This is a genomic window from Clavibacter sp. AC415, from assembly GCF_979252985.1.
The window spans coordinates 125446-146571 of sequence record NZ_CEEDAR010000016.1; the positions used below are offsets into that span (position 1 = coordinate 125446).

At 74.7% G+C, this 21126-nt stretch carries 19 protein-coding genes and 12 pseudogenes; 12 read left to right on the forward strand and 19 right to left on the reverse strand.

The window, feature by feature from the left end; all coding sequences use genetic code 11:
• Positions 1-630: 630 nt before the first annotated feature.
• From ACZ411_RS08040 to ACZ411_RS08085, 10 genes and pseudogenes are all read right to left on the reverse strand, one after another.
• Positions 631-1094 (reverse strand): annotated as a pseudogene (locus ACZ411_RS08040) (peptide deformylase); the annotation flags it as partial.
• 34 nt (positions 1095-1128) lie between these two features.
• Entirely contained in the window at positions 1129-1509 is a 381-nt protein-coding gene (locus ACZ411_RS08045; protein ID WP_464169769.1) for a hypothetical protein, read from the reverse strand.
• Positions 1392-2060: an NAD-binding protein gene (locus ACZ411_RS08050; protein WP_464169771.1), complete on the reverse strand. Its 669-nt coding sequence runs from the start codon at positions 2058-2060 to the stop codon at positions 1392-1394. Before ACZ411_RS08050 ends, ACZ411_RS08045 begins: the two co-directional genes overlap by 118 nt.
• A complete protein-coding gene (locus ACZ411_RS08055; RefSeq protein ID WP_464169773.1) occupies positions 1964-2572 on the reverse strand; it encodes an FAD-dependent oxidoreductase in 609 nt (202 codons plus the stop codon). The genes ACZ411_RS08050 and ACZ411_RS08055 overlap by 97 nt, the downstream gene beginning before the upstream one ends.
• Before the next feature lie 8 nt (positions 2573-2580).
• Positions 2581-3030, reverse strand: a complete 450-nt coding sequence (locus tag ACZ411_RS08060; protein ID WP_464169775.1) for a biotin/lipoyl-containing protein — start codon at positions 3028-3030, stop codon at positions 2581-2583.
• 124 nt (positions 3031-3154) lie between these two features.
• Complete coding sequence (locus ACZ411_RS08065) at positions 3155-5044, reverse strand: hypothetical protein (RefSeq protein WP_464169777.1); 1890 nt, start codon at positions 5042-5044, stop codon at positions 3155-3157.
• 97 nt (positions 5045-5141) lie between these two features.
• Positions 5142-5297, reverse strand: a pseudogene (locus ACZ411_RS08070) (ATP-binding protein); the annotation flags it as partial.
• 61 nt (positions 5298-5358) lie between these two features.
• Positions 5359-5436, reverse strand: a pseudogene (locus ACZ411_RS08075) (hypothetical protein); the annotation flags it as partial.
• Positions 5437-5533: 97 nt separating this feature from the next.
• A pseudogene (locus ACZ411_RS08080) lies at positions 5534-5863 on the reverse strand (biotin carboxylase N-terminal domain-containing protein); the annotation flags it as partial.
• Entirely contained in the window at positions 5860-5991 is a 132-nt protein-coding gene (locus ACZ411_RS08085; RefSeq protein WP_464169779.1) for a hypothetical protein, read from the reverse strand. The pseudogene ACZ411_RS08080 and the gene ACZ411_RS08085, both read right to left, overlap by 4 nt.
• A gap of 79 nt (positions 5992-6070) precedes the next feature.
• Between ACZ411_RS08085 and ACZ411_RS08090 the strand changes: the two genes are divergently transcribed.
• The gene (locus ACZ411_RS08090; protein ID WP_464169781.1) at positions 6071-6886 is read left to right on the forward strand and encodes a ParA family protein; all 816 of its coding nucleotides are present in this window, start codon (positions 6071-6073) and stop codon (positions 6884-6886) included.
• 175 nt (positions 6887-7061) lie between these two features.
• Here ACZ411_RS08090 and ACZ411_RS08095 read toward each other — a convergent pair.
• The 4 genes and pseudogenes from ACZ411_RS08095 to ACZ411_RS08110 all read right to left on the reverse strand — a co-directional run.
• Positions 7062-7608, reverse strand: a pseudogene (locus tag ACZ411_RS08095) (MerR family transcriptional regulator).
• A 300-nt stretch (positions 7609-7908) separates the two neighbouring features.
• The gene (ftsR, locus tag ACZ411_RS08100) at positions 7909-8583 is read right to left on the reverse strand and encodes a transcriptional regulator FtsR (protein ID WP_464169783.1); all 675 of its coding nucleotides are present in this window, start codon (positions 8581-8583) and stop codon (positions 7909-7911) included.
• A complete protein-coding gene (locus ACZ411_RS08105) occupies positions 8583-9065 on the reverse strand; it encodes an FHA domain-containing protein (protein WP_464170090.1) in 483 nt (160 codons plus the stop codon). The genes ftsR and ACZ411_RS08105 overlap by 1 nt, the downstream gene beginning before the upstream one ends.
• A gap of 179 nt (positions 9066-9244) precedes the next feature.
• Positions 9245-10560: pseudogene (locus tag ACZ411_RS08110) on the reverse strand (cation:dicarboxylate symporter family transporter); the annotation flags it as partial.
• Positions 10561-10652: 92 nt separating this feature from the next.
• Here ACZ411_RS08110 and ACZ411_RS08115 point away from each other — a divergent pair.
• From ACZ411_RS08115 to ACZ411_RS08145, 7 genes and pseudogenes are all read left to right on the forward strand, one after another.
• Positions 10653-10994, forward strand: coding sequence for a hypothetical protein (locus tag ACZ411_RS08115; RefSeq protein ID WP_464169785.1), 342 nt, complete (start codon positions 10653-10655; stop codon positions 10992-10994).
• Positions 10995-11008: 14 nt separating this feature from the next.
• Positions 11009-11278 carry a hypothetical protein gene (locus ACZ411_RS08120; protein WP_464170092.1) on the forward strand — a complete coding sequence of 90 codons (270 nt, stop codon included), beginning with the start codon at positions 11009-11011 and terminating at the stop codon, positions 11276-11278.
• A gap of 105 nt (positions 11279-11383) precedes the next feature.
• On the forward strand, positions 11384-12505 hold the full coding sequence (locus ACZ411_RS08125; protein ID WP_464169787.1) for a sensor histidine kinase: 1122 nt from the start codon (positions 11384-11386) through the stop codon (positions 12503-12505).
• A pseudogene (locus tag ACZ411_RS08130) lies at positions 12502-13235 on the forward strand (response regulator). Before ACZ411_RS08125 ends, ACZ411_RS08130 begins: the two are co-directional and overlap by 4 nt.
• 164 nt (positions 13236-13399) lie before the next feature.
• Complete coding sequence (locus tag ACZ411_RS08135; protein WP_464169789.1) at positions 13400-14425, forward strand: M4 family metallopeptidase; 1026 nt, start codon at positions 13400-13402, stop codon at positions 14423-14425.
• 385 nt (positions 14426-14810) lie between these two features.
• A pseudogene (locus ACZ411_RS08140) lies at positions 14811-15083 on the forward strand (DUF3097 family protein); the annotation flags it as partial.
• 94 nt (positions 15084-15177) lie between these two features.
• Positions 15178-15512, forward strand: a pseudogene (locus ACZ411_RS08145) (DUF3097 family protein).
• A gap of 260 nt (positions 15513-15772) precedes the next feature.
• On the opposite strand, the gene ACZ411_RS08150 reads toward ACZ411_RS08145, so the two are convergent.
• Complete coding sequence (locus ACZ411_RS08150) at positions 15773-16342, reverse strand: NUDIX domain-containing protein (RefSeq protein ID WP_464170094.1); 570 nt, start codon at positions 16340-16342, stop codon at positions 15773-15775.
• A 468-nt stretch (positions 16343-16810) separates the two neighbouring features.
• Between ACZ411_RS08150 and ACZ411_RS08155 the strand changes: the two genes are divergently transcribed.
• Positions 16811-17002: a hypothetical protein gene (locus ACZ411_RS08155; RefSeq protein ID WP_464169791.1), complete on the forward strand. Its 192-nt coding sequence runs from the start codon at positions 16811-16813 to the stop codon at positions 17000-17002.
• 16 nt (positions 17003-17018) lie between these two features.
• Here the strand turns inward: ACZ411_RS08155 and ACZ411_RS08160 are convergent, their stop codons facing one another.
• Together ACZ411_RS08160 and ACZ411_RS08165 are read right to left on the reverse strand one after the other, a co-directional pair.
• Positions 17019-17774 carry a zinc-binding dehydrogenase gene (locus ACZ411_RS08160; protein ID WP_464169793.1) on the reverse strand — a complete coding sequence of 252 codons (756 nt, stop codon included), beginning with the start codon at positions 17772-17774 and terminating at the stop codon, positions 17019-17021.
• Between the two features lie 40 nt (positions 17775-17814).
• Positions 17815-18039 (reverse strand): annotated as a pseudogene (locus ACZ411_RS08165) (NADP-dependent oxidoreductase); the annotation flags it as partial.
• A 79-nt stretch (positions 18040-18118) separates the two neighbouring features.
• Between ACZ411_RS08165 and ACZ411_RS08170 the strand changes: the two are divergent.
• Both ACZ411_RS08170 and ACZ411_RS08175 read left to right on the forward strand, forming a co-directional pair.
• Positions 18119-18472, forward strand: a pseudogene (locus ACZ411_RS08170) (Pr6Pr family membrane protein); the annotation flags it as partial.
• 25 nt (positions 18473-18497) lie between these two features.
• A complete protein-coding gene (locus ACZ411_RS08175; RefSeq protein WP_464170096.1) occupies positions 18498-19031 on the forward strand; it encodes a Pr6Pr family membrane protein in 534 nt (177 codons plus the stop codon).
• Between the two features lie 51 nt (positions 19032-19082).
• On the opposite strand, the gene ACZ411_RS08180 is transcribed toward ACZ411_RS08175, so the two are convergent.
• Entirely contained in the window at positions 19083-19931 is an 849-nt protein-coding gene (locus tag ACZ411_RS08180) for an FAD-dependent oxidoreductase (protein WP_464170098.1), read from the reverse strand.
• Between the two features lie 131 nt (positions 19932-20062).
• A pseudogene (locus ACZ411_RS08185) lies at positions 20063-20605 on the reverse strand (FAD-dependent oxidoreductase); the annotation flags it as partial.
• A 43-nt stretch (positions 20606-20648) separates the two neighbouring features.
• On the opposite strand from ACZ411_RS08185, the gene ACZ411_RS08190 reads away from it, so the two are divergent.
• The gene (locus ACZ411_RS08190; protein WP_464169795.1) at positions 20649-21068 is read left to right on the forward strand and encodes an RNA-binding S4 domain-containing protein; all 420 of its coding nucleotides are present in this window, start codon (positions 20649-20651) and stop codon (positions 21066-21068) included.
• Positions 21069-21126 lie beyond the last annotated feature (58 nt).

Here is a 21126-nt window from a genome sequence, read left to right on the forward strand (position 1 = left end):
CGAGGTCAAGGGCGTCAACGTCTTCGACGGGTACTGGCAGGACGAGGAGGCGACCGCCGCGGTCTTCGACGACGGCTGGTTCCGGACGGGCGACCTCGGCAGCTACGACGCCGACGGGTACCTGACGATCACGGGCCGGAAGAAGGAGATCATCGTCACGGCCGGGGGCAAGAACGTGGCGCCCGCGGCGCTCTCGAGGACCCCATCCGCGCGAACCCGCTCGTCGGGCAGGTGGTGGTGGCGGGCGACCGGCGGCCGTTCATCTCGGCGCTCATCACGCTCGACCCCGAGATGCTCAAGGTGTGGCTCGGGAACAGCGACGTCCGCGCCGACGCTGGAGCAGGTCGACCTGGTGCTCGCCAGGCAGCGCGCCGTCGACGCGGCCAACGCCGTACCGGCGTCACGCGGAAACCGATCTGGAAACCGTCGCGCTGCCCGTGGAGCTCACCGAGGTGGCGGGCCACCTCACGCCGAAGCTCAGCATCAAGCGCCAGGTGGTGCTGGACGCCTTCGGAGAGGACGATCATGCGCATCTACGAGGCGGCGCCGAACACCAGGGTACTCGCTGGTGCAGATCAGCGCGCCCCGCGAGCGGGGCGGCGCGGGCAGACCGGTCAGCAACCCGACGCCGCGCACCTGCTTCATGGCCTTGTGTCGGCGAGTTGCTGTTGAGCGCGGTCGAGATAGACCAGGCCGTTGAGGCGCTGATCTTGCGCTGGAAGGCCTGCAGGGTTGCCGTGCCTCAGGCGACCGGCTTCCCGTCGAGGTCGATGCCGCTCACTACGGCCTTGGGGTGGCGCATGGTGGGGAGCCAGAGCCCGGGGACCGACAGGCAGCCCTCGTCGACCAGCACAGCCTCGCCGCGCAGCTCCTCGATGACGGGATTGAGGATGTAGCCGAACGCGGGGCCCACGTTGTAGCTGAACGCCCGCAGCTCCAGGCCATGCGGCGGCGACGCCGGCCCGTCCGTCCGGGCGCACGCTGTCGAGGAGGTCCTCCACGAGCGCGCGGACGCCCTCGTCGATCTCGTGGATCTCCGTGGAGACGGTCTTCAGCACCGGATCGCCGAACAGGCGGATCTGTCGTTCAGTCATTCTCTGCTTCCGTGGGTCCTCGTCGGTGGGCCGGTCAGGGTGATCGGCTGCCGCGGGCGCGTCGCCCGGACCATTCTCCCGTGCCCACTCGGCCACCGCGGACTCGACGGAGAGCAGGGCGTTCTCCACGACCTCCGTGACGGCGGATGCGGCACACGCGCCTCGTCACGTGCAGGCCGAGGCTCGCCGCCTGCAGCAGCGGCTCGATGAGCGCCGCCGAGTCCGAGCCGATGATGTGCGCGCCGAGGAGCGTGCCGCCGTCGCGCGGATCGACGATGAGCTTGCAGAACGAGGTGTTCAGCGCCCATCCCCACGCGGTGGAGGAGTACGGCTGCTCGATCGTGACCACGGGACCGGCCTCGCGCGCCTCCGCCTCCGTGAGGCCGAACGCGCCGATCTGCGGGCGGGAGAACACGGCCTGCGGGACGGGTCCGGGGAGCGCCGCCGACGAGGTCGTCCGGGTGCAGGAGGTTGCGCTGGACCACGCGCGCCTGGTGGTTCGCGACGTGCTTGAGCGAGTGCTCCGCGCTGATGTCGCCGAGCGCGAAGACCCCGGGGACGGGCTCGCCGCCCGCGAGGACGCGCTGCCGGTCGTCGACCACGACGCGCCCGTCCTCGTGCAGGTCGTACCCCGCGTTCACGACGGCGAGCGTGTCGGAGTTGGACGCGGCCGAGCGCGACGAGGACCGCCTCCGTCTCGACGAGGTGGCCGGAGGCGAGGCGCGAGCGCAGGAGGGCGCCGTCGCGCTCGATCTCCTCGACCTCGCAGTCCGTGATGACGTCCCACTGGGTGCGCGCGAGCGTCGTGAAGCGCGTGGACACGTCCTCGTCGAGCGTGCCGAGGAGCCGGGAGGAGCGGGCGACCTGCGTCACGTGGACGCCCAGGTGGCTGAACACGTGCGCGAACTCCGCGGCCACGTACCCGCCGCCGACGATGAGGAGGGAGGCGGGCAAGCTGCGTCCCACATGATGGAGTCGGAGTCGTGGATCGCCGGGTCGGGGGTGTAGGCCGCGGGGAGCGGGCGCGGACGGGAGCCCGCCGCGAGCACGACGCGGCTGGCGTGGATCCGCTGCCCGCTCGCCGTCACGAGGACGCCGGGCGCCTCGAAGCCCACGCTCTCGCGCAGCAGCGTGACGCCCTCCATGCCGGACTCGCGCCACTCGCGGCCGCCCTCGCTGATGGCGTCGATGCGCCCGAAGACGCGGGCGGCGATGGCGGGCCAGTCGACGGCGTCCACCGTGGCGCGCAGGCCGAGCGCCGGGGCGTCGCGGGTGTCGGCCGCGAGGTCGGCCACGTGCACGAGCATCTTCGTGGGGATGCATCCCGCGTTGAGGCAGGTGCCGCCGAAGTGCTCGCCGTCGTCGACGATGAGGACCCGCTGGCCCGCGAAGCGCTCGTCGACGATCGAGTTGCCCGAACCGCCTCCCACGATCACGAGGTCGTAGCGGTCGTCCTCGTCGTGTCCCGTGCTGGTCATCCGCTCCTCTATCCCTGGTCCTCGACGACCACGAGCAGATCGCCCGCGTCGACCTGCTGCGTGGTGGGCACCGCGAGGCGCGCGACGCGTCCTGCGACGGGCGACGCGACGGCCGCCTCCATCTTCATGGCCTCGATGGACGCGACCGCCTGGCCGGCGGCGACGACGTCGCCCTCCTCGACCTTGAGCGTCACGACGCCGGAGAACGGAGCCGACACGTGGCCGGGCCTCGCCGGATCGCCCTTCTCGGACGCGACGGTCGTGACGGCGATGCCGCGGTCGCGCACGAACACCGGACGGAGCTGGCCGTTCATGACGACCATGACGGTGCGCATGCCCGACTCGTCCGCCTCGCCGACCGCCTCGAGGGCGATGAGCACCTCGACGCCCCGGCCGATCCGCACCGCGTGCTCCTGGCCGGGACGGAGCCCGTGCAGGTAGTCGTCGGTGTCGAGCACCGACAGGTCGCCGAACAGCTCCCGGATGGTCTCGAACTGCCGCTCGGGCCGGAACAGGAGGTGGTTGAGCGTGCGGCGCCTGCCCGCTCCGGGGACCTCGATGCTGCGGTCGACGAGAAGGGCGTCACTCCGATGTGCACCTCGCGGCCCTGGATGTCCTCGGCGGGAAGGGCTCGGGCGGCTGCCTGGGCACCCTCAGCTCGCCCGCCATGAATCCCACGACCGAGTCGGGGATGTCGTAGTCCTGCGGGTTCTCCGCGAAGTCGTGCGGGTCGGCCCGAGCCGCCGCGAGCTGCAGGGCGAGGTCGCCCACCACCTTCGACGACGGCGTGACCTTGGGGATGCGGCCGAGGATGCGGTCGGCGGCGGCGTACATGTCCTCGATGAGCTCGAAGTCGTCGGCGAGGCCGAGGGCGATCGCCTGCTGCCGCAGGTTCGAGAGCTGGCCGCCCGGGATCTCGTGGCGGTACACGCGGCCCGTCGGGCCCGGCAGCCCGGACTCGAAGGGCCGGTAGAGGCGGCGCACGGCCTCCCAGTAGGGCTCGAGGTCGCTGACCGCCTCGAGGGAGAGGCCCGTGTCCCGCTCGGTGTCGGCGAGGGCGGCCACCAGCGCGGAGGCCGACGGCTGGCTCGTCGTGCCGGACATCGGCGCGCTGGCGACGTCGACCGCGTCGGCGCCCGCGCGGCTGGCGGCGAGGAGCGTGGCGAGCTGCCCGCCCGCGGTGTCGTGCGTGTGCACGTGCACCGGGAGGTCGAACTCGCGGCGGAGGGCGGTGACGAGCCGCTCGGCCGCCGCCGGGCGGAGGAGCCCGGCCATGTCCTTGATCGCGAGGACGTGGGCGCCGGCCCGCACGCTGCGCTCGGCGAGGCCCAGGTAGTAGTCGAGCGTGTAGAGGTCCTCCGCGGGGTCGAGCAGGTTGCCCGTGTAGCAGAGCGCGACCTCCGCGACGGTGGTGCCCGTCGCCAGCACGGAGTCGATGGCGGGGCGCATGCGCTCGACGTCCTTGAGGGCGTCGAAGATGCGGAACACGTCGACGCCGGTGGCCGCCGCCTCCTGCACGAAGGCGTCGGTGACCTCGGTCGGGTACGGCGTGTAGGCGACGGTGTTGGCGCCGCGCAGGAGCATCTGGATGGCGATGTTCGGCAGCGCCTCGCGGAGGGACGCGAGCCGCTCCCACGGGTCCTCGCCGAGGAAGCGGAGGGCGACGTCGTAGGTCGCCCCGCCCCAGGCCCTCGACCGAGAGCAGCTCCGGGCGTGGTGCGCGCGACGTGGGGCGCGACGGCGACGAGGTCGCGGGTGCGGACCCGCGTGGCGAGCAGCGACTGGTGCGCGTCGCGGAACGTCGTCTCGGTGACGGCGGAGGGCGGTCTGCGCGCGCAGGGCCTCGGCGAAGCCGCGCGGGCCGAGCTCGAGGAGGCGCTGCCGGGATCCGGCGGGGGCCGGCTGCTGCAGGTCGACCGCCGGCAGCTTGTCCGCGGGGCGGACGGCCGCGGAGCGGGGGCCGTTCGGCTGGTTCACCGTCACGTCGGCGAGCCAGTTGAGGATCTTCGTGCCGCGGTCCTTCGAGACGTTGCTGCGCACGAGCCCCGGGCGCTCGTCGATGAAGGAGGTGCTCAGGTCGCCCGCCTGGAACGCGGGGTCGTCGAGCACGCCCTGGAGGAACGGGATGTTGGTGGAGACCCCGCGGATGCAGGAACTCGGCCAGGGCGCGCTTCGCGCGCGTGACCGCCGTCGGGAAGTCGCGGCCGCGGCAGGTGAGCTTCGCCAGCATGGAGTTCGAAGTGCGGGCTGATCTGCGCGCCGGTGGCGACCGTGCACGCCGTCGGTGCGGATGCCGCCGCCGCCCGGGGAGCGGTAGGTCGTGATCTTCCCGGTGTCGGGCTGGAACCCCTGCGCCGGGTCCTCCGTCGTGATCCGGCACTGGAGGGCGGCGCCGTGCAGCACGATGTCGTCCTGGTGGAGGCCGAGGCCGGTTAGCGTCTCCCCCGCCGCGATGCGCATCTGCGACTGCACGAGGTCGACGTCGGTGACCTCCTCGGTACAGCGGTCGGTGCTCGACCTGGATGCGCGGGTTCATCTCGATGAAGACGTGCTGGCCGGCGCGCGGACCGTCGGTGTCGAGCAGGAACTCGACCGTGCCGGGGTAATTCACGTACCCGATGCTCCGGGCGAAGGCGACGGCGTGCGCGTGCATGGCGTCGCGGACGGCCGGGTCGAGGTTCGGCGCGGGCGCGATCTCCACCACCTTCTGGTGGCGGCGCTGCACCTGAGCAGTCGCGCTCGAACAGGTGGACGGTCTCGCCGGCGGCGTCCGCGAGGATCTGCACCTCGATGTGCCGGGGACGGAGCACCGCCTGCTCGAGGAACATGGTGGGGTCGCCGAACGCGCTCTCGGCCTCGCGCATGGCCGCCCGCAGCGCCCCCTCCAGCTCCTCCGGGACGCTCGACCCGCCGCATCCCGCGCCCGCCGCCGCCCGCGACGGCCTTCGCGAAGACGGGGAACCCGATGCCCTCCGCCTGCGAGAGCAGCAGGTCGACGTCCGTGGACGGCGGGGTCGACGCGAGGACCGGGACGCCGGCCCGCGTCGCGTGCTCCTTCGCCGTGACCTTGTTGCCGGCCATCTCGAGCACGTCGGCGCCGGGGCCGATGAAGACGATGCCGTTGTCCGCCGCGGCGCGAGCGAGGCCCGGGTTCTCGGAGAGGAGCCCGTACCCCGGGTAGATGGCGTCGGCTCCGGACTCGAGCGCCACGCGGATGATCTCGTCGACGTCGAGGTACGCCCGGACGGGGTGCCCCTCCTCGCCGATCAGGTACGCCTCGTCGGCCTTCAGCCGGTGGAGGGAGTGCCGGTCCTCGTGCGGGTAGACGGCGACGGTGGCGGGCGCCCAGCTCGACGGCGGCCCGGAACGCCGCGATCGCGATCTCCTCCTCGGTTGGCGACGAGGATCTTCGTGAACATGGCGGGCCTCTCGTCAGACGGGGTCCGGGATCCTCCCGCGCCTAGGTTCTCCCAGAGTATCGACGGTAGCCTGTCACCCGTGCATGTACTCAGCGTCAGCTCCCTCAAGGGGGGCGTGGGAAAGACCACCGTGACCCTGGGACTGGCAGTCCGCCGCCTTCTCCCGCGGCTCGAGGACCTCGTGGTCGACCTTCGATCCTGCAGGCCGACGTGCCCGACCGGCATGGACATCCAGGTCGCCGGCCACCTCAACGTCGCCGACGTGCTCGCCTCCCCCAAGGAGAAGATCGTGCGCGCGGCGATCGCCCCCAGCGGCTGGACCAAGGGCCGCACGGGCACCATCGACGTCATGATCGGCAGCCCGTCCGCCATCAACTTCGACGGCCCGCACCCCAGCATCCGCGACATCTGGAAGCTCGAGGAGGCCCTCGCGAACGTCGAGGCCGACTACGACCTCGTGCTCATCGACTGCGCGCCCTCGCTCAACGCCCTCACTCGCACCGCGTGGGCGGCCAGCGACCGCGTGACGGTCGTCACCGAGCCCGGCCTCTTCTCGGTCGCCGCCGCGGACCGCGCGCTGCGCGCCATCGAGGAGATCCGGCGCGGCCTCTCGCCCCGCCTGCAGCCCCTCGGCATCATCGTGAACCGGGCGCGCGTCCAGTCGCTCGAGCACCAGTTCCGCATCAAGGAGCTCCGCGACATGTTCGGCCCGCTCGTGCTGAGCCCGCAGCTGCCCGAGCGCACGTCGCTCCAGCAGGCGCAGGGGGCCGCCAAGCCGCTGCACGTGTGGCCCGGCGAGAGCGCGCAGGAGATGGCGCGCAACTTCGACCAGCTCCTCGAGCGCGTCATGCGAACCGCCAAGATCGGCGACTACGCGGAGAACGCCGCCCGCTGATCGGCTCGCCGACCCGTGACGGTCGGCGTCTGCGCGATCTCCCCGCGCCTCGACGGGTGACGCGGCGACGTCGGGATCCGGCCCCGGTGCGTCCGCTCGCCCCGCCGGTCCGGTGCCCGCAGGAGACCGGGATGCGCGGTGCAGGGATGCGTCGGGCCGAGCGGCCCAGGAGTGCCTAGGAGGCCTTGACGGCCCGTCGCGCGGCGAGCTCGTCGGTGGGATCGACGGTCTGGGTGTCGATCTCGACGAGGCCGGGCTGCACCTGCCGGGGAGCACCTTGCCGACGGCGATGCCGAACACGCCCTGACCGCGGCTGACCAGGTCGATGACCTCGTCGTTGCTGGTGCACAGGTAGACGCTGGCGCCGTCGCTCATCAGGGTGGTCTGCGCCAGGTCGACGACGCCGGACTGGCGCAGCTGGGTCGACGGCGGTGCGGACCTGCTGGAAGGGAGATGCCGGTGTCGAGGAGGCGCTTGACGAGCTTGAGGACGAGGATGTCGCGGAACCCGTAGAGGCGCTGCGTGCCGGAGCCGGAGGCGCCGCGGACGGTGGGCTCGACGAGGCCGGTGCGGGCCCAGTAGTCGAGCTGGCGGTAGGTGATGCCGGCGGCGCGGGCGGCGACGGCGCCGCGGTAGCCGGCGCTCGCGTCCATCTCGGGGAGGCCGTCGGTGAACAGCAGGCCGAGGTCGTATCTCCCGGAGTCCGGGGTGGAGTCGCTCATCGTTCTGCCTTCCACCCCTCGGCGTCCGCGCCCGTGGGGTGCGCGCGCTGCTCGGGTCGGTTCGTCGGGATCGTGCTCTCACGGTAGCGGGGCCCGCGGGCCCGATCGACGACATCCGGCGCAAGCCCCCGGCGTGTCGTCCCGGCGCTCGGACACGCCCCCTGCGGGGGCGCGCACGCACGCCCGGCCCCGACGGGCCGGTCCGGCGTGCGGATCGTCCCGTGCGGACACGTCAGTCTACGGGCCGGTCGCGACGGCGCCAGCCCGATCAGGAGGAGAGGCGGCCGAGCGCGGAGCGGATCAGGCTCCCCCCGCACGACCTCCAGCTGGGTCGCGATCTCGCGGGCGAGCTCCGCCGCGTGCGCGCGGCTGGACGCGTCCCGTCGCCGGGAAACGGGGGACGAGCGCCGACTCGATGAGGCTCAGCTCCCGCTCCGCGGCCTGACGGAAGCCACGCAGGCGGCGCGGCTCGAGGTGCCGGTCCGCTGCAGCTCGACGAGCGCGCGCATGACCTGCACCGCCTCCTCGCCGTACACCTCGGCGGGCACGAAGCACGCCCGCGGCGATGGCGCCGCCGAGCAGCGGAGCGGTGGCGCCCGACTCGCGGACGAGCTCCGCCCTGCTGTAGCGCCGCTCCTGGTCGAGCATGGAGACGGGCGGCGTGGTCGCGCCTCCGGGGAGGGCCGGCGACAGTCCCGCGTCGAGGTCGCGCAGGTACGAGCGGATGACCTTCAACGGGAGGTAGTGGTCGCGCTGCATGCCGAGGACCGTGCGGAGCCGCTCCACGTCGCCCGGGCTGAACTTCCGATAGCCGGACTCCGTGCGCGACGGCTGGACGAGCCCCTGCTCCTCGAGGAAGCGGAGCTTGCTGTTGGTGAGGTCGGGGAACTCCGGCGTCAGGCGCGCCAGCACCTGTCCGATGCTCAGGAGTCCGGGGGTGCGGGCAGGCGTCGACCGGGCGGCGGACGCCGGCACTACTCGCTCGTCCGGCCGACGAGGTCGGTGCGGGAGGCGTAGAAGGTGAGGCGGAACTTGCCGACCTGGACCTCGGCGCCGTCCTGGAGCAGGGCGGTGTCGATGCGGACCCCGTCGAAGTAGGTGCCGTTGAGGGAGCCGAGGTCCTTGACCTGGAACGACGTCCCCTGACGGACGAACTCCGCGTGACGGCGCGACACCGTCACGTCGTCGAGGAAGATGTCGGCGTCCGGGTGACGGCCGGCGACGGTGACGTCGGCGTCGAGGAGGAAGCGCGCGCCCTGGTTCGGACCACGGCGGACGACGAGGAGGGCCGAGCCGGAGGGGAGGGCCGTGACGGCGTCCTTCTCCTCGACCGAGACCGCGCCGTCGAGGCCCGCGAGGGCCGCTCCCAGCTCGTCGCGGAAGGTGGCCGTGGTGTCCGTGCTCGTGTACTGCTCGGGCACGCGCGCGGCGCCGTGACCGTCCTCGCGTCGATCGATGGTCGGCGACCTCCTGCGACCTGACAGCGTAACGGATCGGGCACGGCCGGGACCACGGCGTGGAGCGCCCCGGGCGCGGCCCCGGCCCGGCTCAGCGGGAGGCCGGGCGCGGCCCGTCGCCGGCACCCCGGCGACCCGGTGACGTCGGCCTCGAGCGCCTCGGCGGGCGCCTCCAGCCGGGCCCCGTGCTCCGCGCCCATGCTCGCCTCGTCGAACGGGTCGCCACCGCCGAGCACCAGCGCCACGCGCTCCTGCGTCGATGCCGCGGGTCCAGGTGCCGATGAGCAGGGTCGCGACGGCGTTGCCGGTGAAGTTCGTGAGCGCGCGCGCCTCGGACATGAAGAAGCGGTCGATGCCGACGATGAGGCCGACGCCGTCCACCAGGTCGGGGCGGTGGAACTGGAGGCCGCCGGCCAGGGTCGCGAGGCCGGCGCCCGTGACGCCCGCCGCGCCCTTCGAGGCGATGATCATGAACACAAGCAGCGACACCTGCTCGCCGATGGCCAACGGGCTGCCGAGGGCGCTCGCGATGAGCAGCGACGCCATGGTCAGGTAGATGGCCGTGCCGTCGAGGTTGAAGGAGTAGCCGGTGGGGACCGTGATGCCGACGACCGGGCGCGAGACGCCCAACGCGCTCCATCTTCGCGATGAGCCGGGGCAGGGCCACCTCGGACGACGACGTGGACACGATGAGCAGGTACTCGCGGCCGAGGTAGCGCATGAGCTTGAAGATGCTGACGCGGGCGACGAACCACAGCAGCGGGCCGAGGACCGCCACGATGAACAGCGCGCAGGTGACGTAGAAGCCGATCATGAGGGTCGCGAGGCCGATGACCGCCTCGGAACTCCGGCGGCGGCCGATCGACCGCGGCGATGGCGGCGAACGCGCCGATCGGGGCGGCCCGCAGCACCATGGCCTGAGGCTGGCGGAAGACGAGGACCTGGATGTTGCGGATGCCCTCCAGCACCGGCTCGCCCCGCTTCCCGAGCTGCTGCAGCGCGAAGCCGACGAGCAGCGCCACGAACAGCGTCTGCAGGATGCTGCCGGAGGTGAGCGACGACAGGAGCGACGTCGGGATGATCGAGAGGAGGAAGTCCTTCTCGCCCGTCGCCTCCGTCGAGCCCTCCGGCGCGCGCAGGCCGCTGAGGTCGAGGCCCTCTCCCCGGGTGCACGAGGTTGCCGACCAGCAGGCCGATCGCGAGCGCGAACGTCGACATGACGATGAAGTAGAGGAGGGCGAGGCCGCCGACCCGGCCGACCGTCGCGGCCTTCGGCGACCGAGCCGACGCCGAGGACGATGGCGAGCAGAGATGATGGGCGCGATCATCATCTTGACGAGGGCGTCAGCCAGGCGTCGCCGACCGGCTTGAGCGCCACTCCCGTCTCGGGGGCGACGAGCCCGACGGTGACGCCGAGGAGGACCGCCAGGATGACGGCGATGTAGAGGTAGTGCTGGCGGTCCAGGCGGCGGAGCGCGGCGATGGGGTTGGTCATGGGACGTCCTTGTCTCGTGAGCGGCGCCGGCGCACGGGGTGCGCCAGGCGGTCATCGTCAGGATGTCCCACGCTCGGGCGCGGGCCGTCGTTGTGTTCATAATGTTCCTGCCGGGCGCCGGCCGTGGATGCGAGGAGGCAGCATGTCGCGACGCGCGCTGCCCGGACCCCCACGCGACCCGCGCTCCCGGCGGGCGGCGCCTCCCCCGCGGCATCGCCGCCCGGCTCCTGGTCGTCCAGCTCGGGGTCCTCCTCCTGGTCGCCGTCGTCGCGACCGCTGCGCTGTGGGCCGACTCCCGCCAGCGCGCCGAGCAGTCCGCCGCCGACCGGAGCATGGCCGTCGCGATCACCGTGGCCGACTCGCCCCGGGTCGCGGAGGGTCTCGCGCTCGGCGGATCCCGACGGCCGCGCTCCTCGGCTACTCCCGGGACGTGACGCGCGACACGGGCGTGGACTTCGTCACGATCATGGACCGCGACACCGTGCGCGTGACCCACGCCGGACCCGGACGAGATCGGCCGGCGGTACCTCGGCACCACGGGGCCGGCGCTCGCCGGGCGGACGATGACCTGAAGACCTACACGGGGACGCTCGGTCCGAGCGTGCGGGCCGTCGTCCCCGTGCGCGACGCAGGACGGGGGCATCGTGGGGCTGGTCGCGGCCGGGGTCACGGTCGAGCGCGTCTCGGAGGTCCTCGCAGGCGCGCCTGCCCGGGCTGATCGGGACGGCCGGCGCGCTCGCCCTCCTCCTCGCCGCGGGGCGGGGCTCCTCAGCCGGTCGCTCGCGCGGACCACCTGGGGCTCGGCCCGGAGGAGATGGCCCGCATGCTCGCGTACTACGAGTCGGTGCTCCACTCGGTCGGCGAGGGCATCGTGCTCGTCGACCGGGACCGGCGGCTCGCGCTGCACAACGACCAGGCGGCCGAGCTGCTGGACCTCGACCTGGATCCCGCCGCCGGCCCCGTCGAGGTCGGCAGCCTCGGCCTGCCCGCGGCGATCGGACGACTCCTCGCCGAGGTAGCACCACCGCGGACGAGGTCGGGCACCTGCCGTCGGGACGCGTCCTCGCGGTCACCCAGCTGGCCCGCGCCGCCGACCGGCCGCACCGGGAGCGCCGCGCGCCTCGGGACGGTGACGACGCTGCGGGACCGGACCGAGATCCAGCGCCTGTCGGGTGAGCTCGCCACGCTGCGCACGCTCTCCGACGCCATGCGCGCGCAGACGCACGAGTTCGCGAACCGGCTGCACACCATCGTCTCGCTGATCGAGCTGGAGCGACCCCGCGAGGCGCTCGCGCTCGCGGCCTCCGAGCTGGAGACGGACCGGCGCGCGTCGGAGGCGGGCCTCGCCGAGGACGCCGATCCGGTGGTGCGGGCCCTGGTGCGCGGCAAGGCCGCCCAGGCGGCCGAGCGCGGGGTGGAGCTGACCGTGCGCGTCGCCGACGGCACCGGCGACCCGGGGCTGCCCGCGACCGAGCTGGTGACCGTCGTCGGGAACCTCGTCGACAACGCCATCGACGCCGCCGCCGACCCGTCCGTCGCCACGGCCCGCGGCGCGGACCGCGGCCGGGTGGAGCCGTCGCCGTCGCGGACCGCCGCGGGGGCGCTCGTCATCGAGGTGGCGGACGACGGGCCGGGGGTGGACCCCGGGATCCGCGCGCGGGTCCTCGAGTTCGGGGTCACGACCAAGACGGGCGGCGACGGGCCGCGCGGGGTGGGGCTCGCGCTCGTCGCGCGCTCGGCCGCGCGGCTCGGCGGGCGGGTCGAGGTGGAGGTCGCGGACGCGCGGCTGGGCGGGGCGCGGTTCCGCGTCGCGCTGCCCGCCGGCACGGACGCGACGGCGGCGACGGCCGCGCGTGCGGATGCCGACGGGCACGGGCACGGGCACGGGCGGAGCCCGGCGCACGGCCACGACGCGGGCGCGCGGGACGCCGGGGTGCGGGCGTGATCCGCGTGCTGGTCGTCGACGACGACGTCCTGACCGCGGAGGCGCACGCCGCCTACGTGGGGCGGCTCGACTCGGCTCCCTGGTCGCGGGCGTCGCCCACACGGGCGGCGACGCCCTGCGGCTCGTCGCGGAGGCCGGGCCCGACGGGATCGACCTGGTGCTCCTCGACATGACCCTCGCCCGACATGCACGGCCTCGAGGCGTGCCGATGCCTCCGCGCCGCCGGCGCGCGACCGACGTCGTGGCCGTGACGGCGGCGCGCGACCAGGCGGTCGTCCGCAGCTCGGTGACCGCGGGGATCGTGCAGTACCTCATCAAGCCGTTCACGTTCGCGGCCTTCGCCGAGAAGATGGTCGCGTACGTCGGCTACCGCGAGGGGCTCGGCGCCGGGAGCGGGAGCACGACGCAGCTGCAGGTCGACCCGGGGCCCTCGCCGCACTCCGCTCCCCCGCGTCCGACGCGCGGCTGCCGAAGGGCATGTCGGCGGAGACGCTGGACCTCGTGCGCGGCATCGCTCGCGCGGACCGCCCCGCCGACGGCGCGCGCACCCGGGAGGGCGTGCACCCGACCGACGGCGTGTCCGCCGCCGAGGTGTTCGGGTGCGCTCGACGTGTCCCGCGTGACGGCCCGTCGGTACCTCGAGTACCTCGCGGACGTCGGGCAGGTCGAGCGCGTGCCGCGGTACGGGACGCGAGGGCGGCCGGAGGTCGGGCACCGCTGGACCCGGTGAGCGGGCTCCACCCGCATGGGCTCGCAGCGGAGGGGACGGGCTGCGACGGGATCCCGCGCGACCCGTGACGATGTCGCCGCCCCGTGCGAGTCTTCGATGCATGAGACGCACGATCCTCCCCCCGTACCTGCTGACCCGCCTCGCCGAGGCCGACCCCGCACCGGGTGTCCGCCGCACGGCAGGCCGCGCGCCGCGCCCTCCGCGACCAGGGACCGCTCATCCACGACCGGCGCGGGCCGGGCGCGCTGCCCGACCCCGCGGCGCTCTCGCGGACCGGGACCCGTCGGGGATCCACCGCACCGTCTCGGACGCGAGAACCGGGAGGAGCTGCCGGGCCGGACGGTCCGCGTCGAGGGCGCGCCCGACACCGGCGACGCCTGCAGGTCGACGAGGCCTACGCCGGGCTCGGCGCCACCTACGCCCTCTTCTCGGAGGTCTACGGCCGGGCCTCGCTCGACGACCGCGGCCTGCCGCTGCTGGCGACCGTGCACTACGGCGAGGAGTACGACAACGCGTTCTGGGACGGCACCCGCATGGTCTTCGGCAACGGGGACGGCGAGGTGTTCGCCCCCTTCACGCGCTCCCTGACGGTCATCGGGCACGAGCTCGCCCACGGCGTCACGGAGCTGACCCTCGGCCTCGTGTACCAGGGGCAGTCGGGCGCGCTCAACGAGTCGATCTCGGACGTCTTCGGCGTCCTCGTGGAGCAGCACTCGCTCGGGCAGACCGCGGACGAGGCGGACTGGCTCGTGGGCGCGGAGCTGTTCCCCGACCGCTCCACCGGCCTCGCGCTCCGATCGATGCGCGCCCCGGGCACCGCGTACGACGACGACGTGCTCGGGAAGGACCCGCAGCCCGCGCACATGGACGACTACGTGGACACCGCGGAGGACAACGGGGCGTGCACATCAACTCCGGCATCCCGAACCGCGCGTTCTTCCTCGCGGCCACCGCCCTCGGCGGGCGGGCCTGCAGGCGCGGGGCAGGTCTGGTACGACGTCATGGTCGCGGTACTGCTGCGGCCCGACTGCGACTTCCCGCGGTTCGCTCGCGCCACCGTGGACGCGGCGACGGCGCGGTACGGTGAGGGCGCGTCCGAGGCCGCCGCGATCCAGGCGGCGTGGAGGGCGTCGGGATTGAGGTCTAGGTGGAGATCGCCGTGTCGCGCACGGGCGGGATGGCGGGCATGACCCGCACCTGGTCGGTGCGCGTCGACGACGCCGCGGACGACCGCGCCGACTGGGACGCGCTCCTCGCCGAGTGCCCCGGGGCGAGCCGCCCCCGCGGACCCCCGGAGCCGACCGCTTCGTCTACCTGGTGCGCGCCGGCGACCGGGAGGCGCGCCTCGGCGAGGCCGCGGTCGACGGCCCCTGGCGTCGGCTCGTCGACCGGGTGCGCGACGCCCTCCCGTGGGACCCGGAACATGACGCCGCCCCCCTTCGACGACGACCGCTACGGGACAGGACGGTGCCGCGGCCGGCTCGGCGCGGGCCCGCGAAGGCCGCGCCCCGTCCGCAGGACGCGACGCGCGACCTCGTGGTCGAGGAGCTGTCGACGGGCTTCTGCGGCGCGATCGTGCGCGTCCAGTCCGGCATGGTCGTGCTCGAGGACTTCCGACGGAAGCAACGCACGTTCCGCTCGGCGGCGCGTTCCTGCTCGAGGGCGAGCCCGTCGCGCTGCGCGTGCCCCGCGCGGCGCCGACGGGTCCCGCCCGCACGGCCTCGGGCTCGCTCGCGGTCGCCGACGCGCGCGCCCGCGTCGCGCTCCCAGCCGCATCTTCGTGGAGGGCGGCACGACGCCGAGCTGGTGGAGCGGGTGTGGGGCGAGGACCTGCGGATCGAGGGCGTCGTCGTCGAGTACCTGGAGGGCGTCGACCACCTCGACGAGGAGCTCGACCGCTTCCTGGGCGCGGACGCCGCGTGGAAGCGCCGTCGACCACCTCGTGCCCGGCTCGAAGGAGAGCCGCATCGCCGAGGCCGTCGCCCGCGGGCCGCACCGCGCGCACGCGCTCGTGGTGGGGCACCCGTACGTCGACGTCTGGCAGTCGGTGAAGCCCGGCGCCTCGGGCTCCGCGAGTGGCCCGTGATCCCCCGGAACGTGGAGTGGAAGCACGGCATCTGCGCGGCGCTCGGCTGGCCGCACGCGGAGCAGGCGGACATCGCCCGGGCCTGGCAGCGGATCCTCGGCCAGGTGCGCTCCTACCAGGACCTGGAGCCGGCGCTCCTCGGCCGGGTGGAGCAGCTCATCGACTTCGTCACGGATCCCGCCGGGCGCTGACCCCGCGGGCTCGCGGGCGGAGGCGTCAGCCGGCGCCGTCGTCTCGACGCGCGTCGAGGAGCGCCCGGATCCGCCCGGGACCCACGACGCGCCCTCCGCGGGCCTCGACGCGCGCGGCCAGCCCGCGGTCGGCCGTGACCACCACGACGTCGCGTCCGGCATCCCGGCGGCGGAGGCCACGCGCACGATCTCGCCGTCGCCGTCGCGGGCGCCGTGACCACCGCGACGCCCGGCGCCCAGCGTCGGGGATGCCGGATCGGTCATCGGCGCCGCGGGCAGGGACGCCCCGCGCGCATCGCCCTCCACCACCGCGACGACGTCGGGCCACCGGACGTGGCCGGGCAGGCCGAGCTCGGCCGCGGGCAGCCCGTCGCGCGCGAGGGCGTCGAGCTCGGCGAGGAGGCGGGTCGTGGATCCGGCGCGGTCGCGCCACCACCCGTCCGGCCGGGATCCGAGCAGGTTGGCCGCATCGACGACCAGGGTGACCTCGCGCGCGAGCTCGTCGCGCAGCATCGGCCAGGCCCCGCCGAAGCCGGATGCAGCGGCAGCGCGCTCACCTCCTCCACCGGCACCCAGCGGAGGCGATGCTCTCCGCGTCGGCGACGCGCGGCTCGAGGGACTGGAGGACGCGGGCCGTGACGGCGGTGTAGCTCCAGAAGCCGAGGTCGAGGACGGTCGCGAGCACCGGCCGGATGCCCGCGGGTGGATCCCGCCTCCTCGGCCGCCTCGCGCGCGGCACCGTCGACGGCGGACTCGCCCGCGCGACGGGCGCCGCCGGGCAGCCCCCATGCGCCGCCGTGGTGGCTCCACGCGACGCGGTGCTGGAGCAGGACGCCGCGATCGGGGTCGTGGACGAGGAGGCCCGCCGCGCCGAACGCGCCCCAGTAGCGCTGGCCGTCCGGGCTCGACGCAGGCGTCGCCGCTGTCGCGCGGGGTGCCGAGCGGGGGCTGCGGAGGACGCTCGGCGGTCATGGCACGACCATCTCACGCGTGCTCCTCCGGGCAGCGTTCGAGGATGTCGTGCATCAGGTTCACCACCGCCGCGCAGCTCGAGGCCCTGCATCGGACCGCGCCCGCCGTCCTCACCGCGGAGCAGGCCGCGGCGCTGCATCCCGCACCGGAGATCACGCCCAGCAAGATCCGCCGGCTGCGCCTGCTCGCGGATCATCGGCGACCGAAGGTGCTGGTGGTAGAGCGTCGCACAGTCGTCAAGCGCGTCGTCGACGTCCAGCAGGCGCCGCGATCATCCTCGACGCAGGGCGTCCGCCTGCTCGCCGCAACCCACGGCGCCCGCGAGCGTGCTCACCGTGCTGGTGGGCGACACCTCGGAGCGCGTGCGCTGGCTCGCCGTCAACGACGCGACGCCCCCGGCCGCCGTGACGGTGCTGGAGTGCGACGAGTCGCCCGCCGTGCGCGACCTGCTGCTGTGGCGCGACGCCCACATGGAGCGGCCCGTCGAGCCGGCGCCGGCGGAGATCCTGGCCCGCTGACCGGAGCGGCAAGGCGTCAGGCGCGGCCCTCCGCGACGTCGCGCGCCTTCGCCGTGCTGCGCCGGTCGCCCGGGCAGTGCACGGGCCCGCATGCCGAGCACGATCTCGGCCCGCGGGCATGACGCCGCTCGAGGTCGTCGAACGCGTCCTGCACCTCGGCGAGCGGGTAGAAGCCGGAGACCAGGACGTCCACCTCGCGCTTGGCGGCGAGCTCGGCGACCGTGGCGAGCGTGCGCGAGCGGTGCACGTCGTCCTCCTCCACGGGCGGCAGGACCGCCTCGAGCTCGATCTCGCGGCGGGCGTCGCTGGAGCTGAAGCGGTTGGCGGGGATGCCGAGCTCCTCGGCGACCTGCTCGCCGCCGCCGAAGTTGTCGATGAAGCCGTGCACGCCGTTCGGCGCGGCCGCGCGGATGCGGTCCGCCAGGCCGTCGCCGTAGACGACCGGAGTCACCCCGACCTGCCGCAGGTAGTCGAAGTTGCGCTCCCCGCAGGTGCCGATCACGCGGGCGCCGCGGCGCATGGCCAGCTGCGCCTCGATGCTCCCGACCCCGCCCGCCGCGGCCGAGACGACGAGGGTGTCGCCCTCGCCCGGCTTGATGGCCTGGAGCACGTCGTGCGCCACGAGGCCCGCGAGGAAGAGGCCGCCGGCCACCTCCCACGGGAGCTGCGCGGGCTTCAGGACGACGTTGCCGGCGGGCACGACCACGTGGGTCGCGTGCGCCGCCATGACCGTGTGGCCGAGGACGTCCTGCCCCTTGCGGAACCGCGTCATCGGCCTCGCCGACCGCGGCGATGCATCCCGCGAAGTCGCTGCCCTGCCCGTTGGGGAAGGACGTCGGGACCTCGTCCGGGAACCGGCCCTGCCGGATGTACGCCTCGATGCGGTCGATGCCGGCGGCGAAGACCTCCACGAGCACCTCGCCCGGCCCGGGCGACGGCCGCGGGACGTCGACGACCTCGAGGACGTCGACACCGCCGAATGACCCGAACTGCACCTGCTGGCTGGTGGATCGCGATGAAGGGCTCATGGCCGTCATCCGGCCGTCCCCGGACGCGACGCGCGAGGACGCGGAGGTGATCGGCGAGCACCTCGTTCGTACACTGGATGCGACGGGGATGCCGGGAGTCGGCCGCGATCGGAGTGCTGTGCAGAGGATCCTCGGTGCCGTGCGCCTGGTCGCCGCCCTCGTCGTGCTCGTCGCCCTCGTCGCGGACTTCGACTACGTGCAGGGCTTCACGACCTTCGCGGCCGAGAACTGGTCTTCCAGCTACTTCACGACGCAGAGCGGGATGGCGGGCGCCGTCGTGCTCGCCGCGTCGGGGATCCACGCGCTCCGCGGGGGCGTGGAGCCGCCGCTGATGGCAGCCGTCCGCGCCGTGGTGCTCAGCTACGTCGTGGTCTCCGGCGCCGTCTTCGGCCTCATCGTGCTGGAGTCGAGCGCGCAGGCGTACTACGTCGAGGTGCCGTGGTCGAGCCGCCTGCTGCTACTTCGCGATCCCCGCCTACGCGCTCCTCGACTGGACCCTCGCCCCCGGCCGGCCGCGCGTCACGTGGAGGGCCGTCGGGTGGGCCATGCCCTTCCCGCTGGCGTGGTGCGCCTTCACCGAGATCCGCGGGCCGCGCGTGGGCTGGTACCCGGACTCCTTCCTCGACCCCGCGCAGGTGGGGGTGCCGTTCGAGATCACGGCGTGGCTGGCGCTCGTCGCGGGCGTGCTGGCGGGGGTGACGACGCACCGTCGTGGCCCTCAGCCGCGTGCGGGCGGCGCGGGACGCGGGGTCGGGGACGGCCGGGGGCCGCCGCCGACGCGATGCGGGGCGCGCGCGGGTCCGGCGCCCCGGTTCCTCCCGCGACGCCGCCGTCGGACGCGCGGCGACGCGGGAGACGCGGGCGACGCGGCGGGGACCGGAGCCCGCGACGCGCATGGAGCGCCCGTGCCGACCCGCTGCCGGCTGCCGCGCCGGCCGAGCGCGCGCCCGCTCCGGGATCGCGGCGCCGCTCGGCGGGACCCGGACCAGGGCGCGGGATGAGTGCGGCGGGATCCGGACCAGGGCGGAGGAATCGGTGCGGCGCGACCCGGACTAGGGCCGAGGAGTCGGTGCGGCCGAGGGCGCGCTCGACGGAGCGTCGGTCGGCTCGGCGGTCGACGTCTCGGTCTCCGTCGGCAGGAGCGCGGGATCCGCGAACGGCACCAGCGTGCGCAGCGCCGCCGACCGCACCGCGTCGTCGTCCATCGCCGCCACCCTCTCCGCCGCCGCCGCGCCGACCTCGGCCATGAGGACGGGCTCGCCGGAGACGGGCAGGAGGTTGTACCAGCGCGTGGAGCTGCCGGCCGCGTCCGTGGAGGTCCACACCGTCGCCGTCGTCGACCAGAACGGCTCGGCGAACCGCAGCCAGATCCGGTCGGCGCTGCCGGAGCCCAGCGCGCGGATGGCGGTCTCGTGCGCGGCCGGCAGCGCGGGCTCGAACGCGATGGAGCCCTGCTGCAGGACCCCGAGCGGCACCGTCACGACGACGCGGTCGACCGACAGCGACTCGCCCGATCCGAGCCGGAGCCCCACCGGGCCGTTGCCGTAGGCGATGCGGGAGACCGTCGCCTCGCGCAGCACGTCGATGTCCTGGTCGCGCAGCAGGTGCAGGACGAGGCGCGCGAACCCGCCCGTGACGGCGACGTTGCCCACGGGCGACGCCTCGTCGAGACCCCGCGCGGCGGAGAGCTCGGACGCGGCGGCGCCGTGCGCGATCGCGACGTCGGTGGCGAGGAGGGCGGCGAGACGGGAGGCGGGCGACCCGGCTCCGCCCTCGTCCGACAGGGCGTCGGCTCCGGTCTCGAGGAGCGCCGCGGCGACGCTCGCGTCGACGTCCTGAGCCTGGGCCCACGCCCGCGCGGCCGCGAGGGCGTCGGCCCCCGCGCCGGAGGCGTCGAGCACCTCGCCGTCCGGCCGCGGTGCTCGGGGATGAGCGCGAGGCCGTAGCGGGAGATGCCGGCCGCCTCGAGGGCGTCGCGGAGCAGGTGGTCGTCGTCGGCGGCGATCCAGAGGGCGCCCAACTCGGCCGGGTGCGGCCACCCGGTCCCGGATGCCGCGCGGACGCGGCCGCCCAGCTCGGCCCGCGCCTCGACGAGGACCACGTCGTGGCCGGCGTCGCGGAGGGCACGGGCGGCGGCCGTGCCCGCGATCCCGGCGCCGATCACGGCGACGCGCTCGGATCCGGCGCCCGCGCGGTCCACCTCGCCGGCCGCCCGGAGGCCCGAGGCGTACGCTCCCGCGACGGTGCCCGGCCGGTCGACGCTCGTGGCCTCGCCGGCGAAGAACACGCGGTCGTCGACGGGGCGGGCGAGCGCCTCGCGGTCGGCCGCGGAGGCGCCGGGGCGCAGGAAGCTGCCGGATCCGCGCGCGAAGGGGTCGCCGGTCCAGTCGGAACGCGCGAAGGCGATCGGCTCGGGCAGCCCGGCCGCGCCCACGGTGGGCGTCGGGGTCGGCGTGGCGGAGGGGGTGGCCGTCGGGGTCGCCGGCACGGGAGTCGTCCGCGTGCACGCCGCGAGGCCGAGGAGCGACAGACCCGACGCGGACGCGGTGAGGAGGGTGCGGCGGGAGATCGACATGCTCCTGCCAGCGTACCGGGGAGCCGTCGCCTAGGGTCGGGGGATGGCATCCGTCGACCCGCCGACCCCGGCCCCGGGCGCGCAGGCGTCCGTCCGCGTGGACAGCTGGCTCTGGGCGGTGCGCGTCTACAAGACCCGCTCGCAGGCCACGGCCGCGTGCCGGGCGGGCCACGTGCGCGTCGGCGACGAGCGCGCCAAGGCGTCGCAGGCGGTCCGGCCGGGCGACGAGGTGCGCGTGCGCGTGGCGGGCGCCGAGCGGATCCTCGTGGTGCGCCGCACGCTCGTGAAGCGCGTCGGCCCGTCCGTCGCCGCGGAGGCGCTCACCGACCTCACTCCCCCGCCGCCGCCGCGCGAGGCCGCGCCCGCGACCGTCGTGCGCGACCGCGGCGCGGGCCGTCCGACGAAGCGCGACCGGCGCGAGATCGAGCGGTTGCGCCACCCCGACGGCGTCCGCGGGCGCTGACCCGCTCCGTCCCGGGGAGGAGGGGCGCCGACGCGTGATCCCGGACGACGGGCCCGCG

What these genes read in the sequence shown, in the direction of transcription:
- ACZ411_RS08125 (WP_464169787.1), top strand. Translation starts at nt 11,384, where the DNA reads ATGCTCGCGTACTACGAGTCGGTGCTCCACTCGGTCGGCGAGGGCATC.
- ACZ411_RS08160 (WP_464169793.1), bottom strand. Translation starts at nt 17,774, where the DNA reads ATGACGCGGTTCCGCAAGGGGCAGGACGTCCTCGGCCACACGGTCATG.
- ACZ411_RS08190 (WP_464169795.1), top strand. Translation starts at nt 20,649, where the DNA reads ATGGCATCCGTCGACCCGCCGACCCCGGCCCCGGGCGCGCAGGCGTCC.
- ACZ411_RS08085 (WP_464169779.1), bottom strand. Translation starts at nt 5,991, where the DNA reads ATGTTCACGAAGATCCTCGTCGCCAACCGAGGAGGAGATCGCGATCGC.
- ACZ411_RS08055 (WP_464169773.1), bottom strand. Translation starts at nt 2,572, where the DNA reads ATGACCAGCACGGGACACGACGAGGACGACCGCTACGACCTCGTGATC.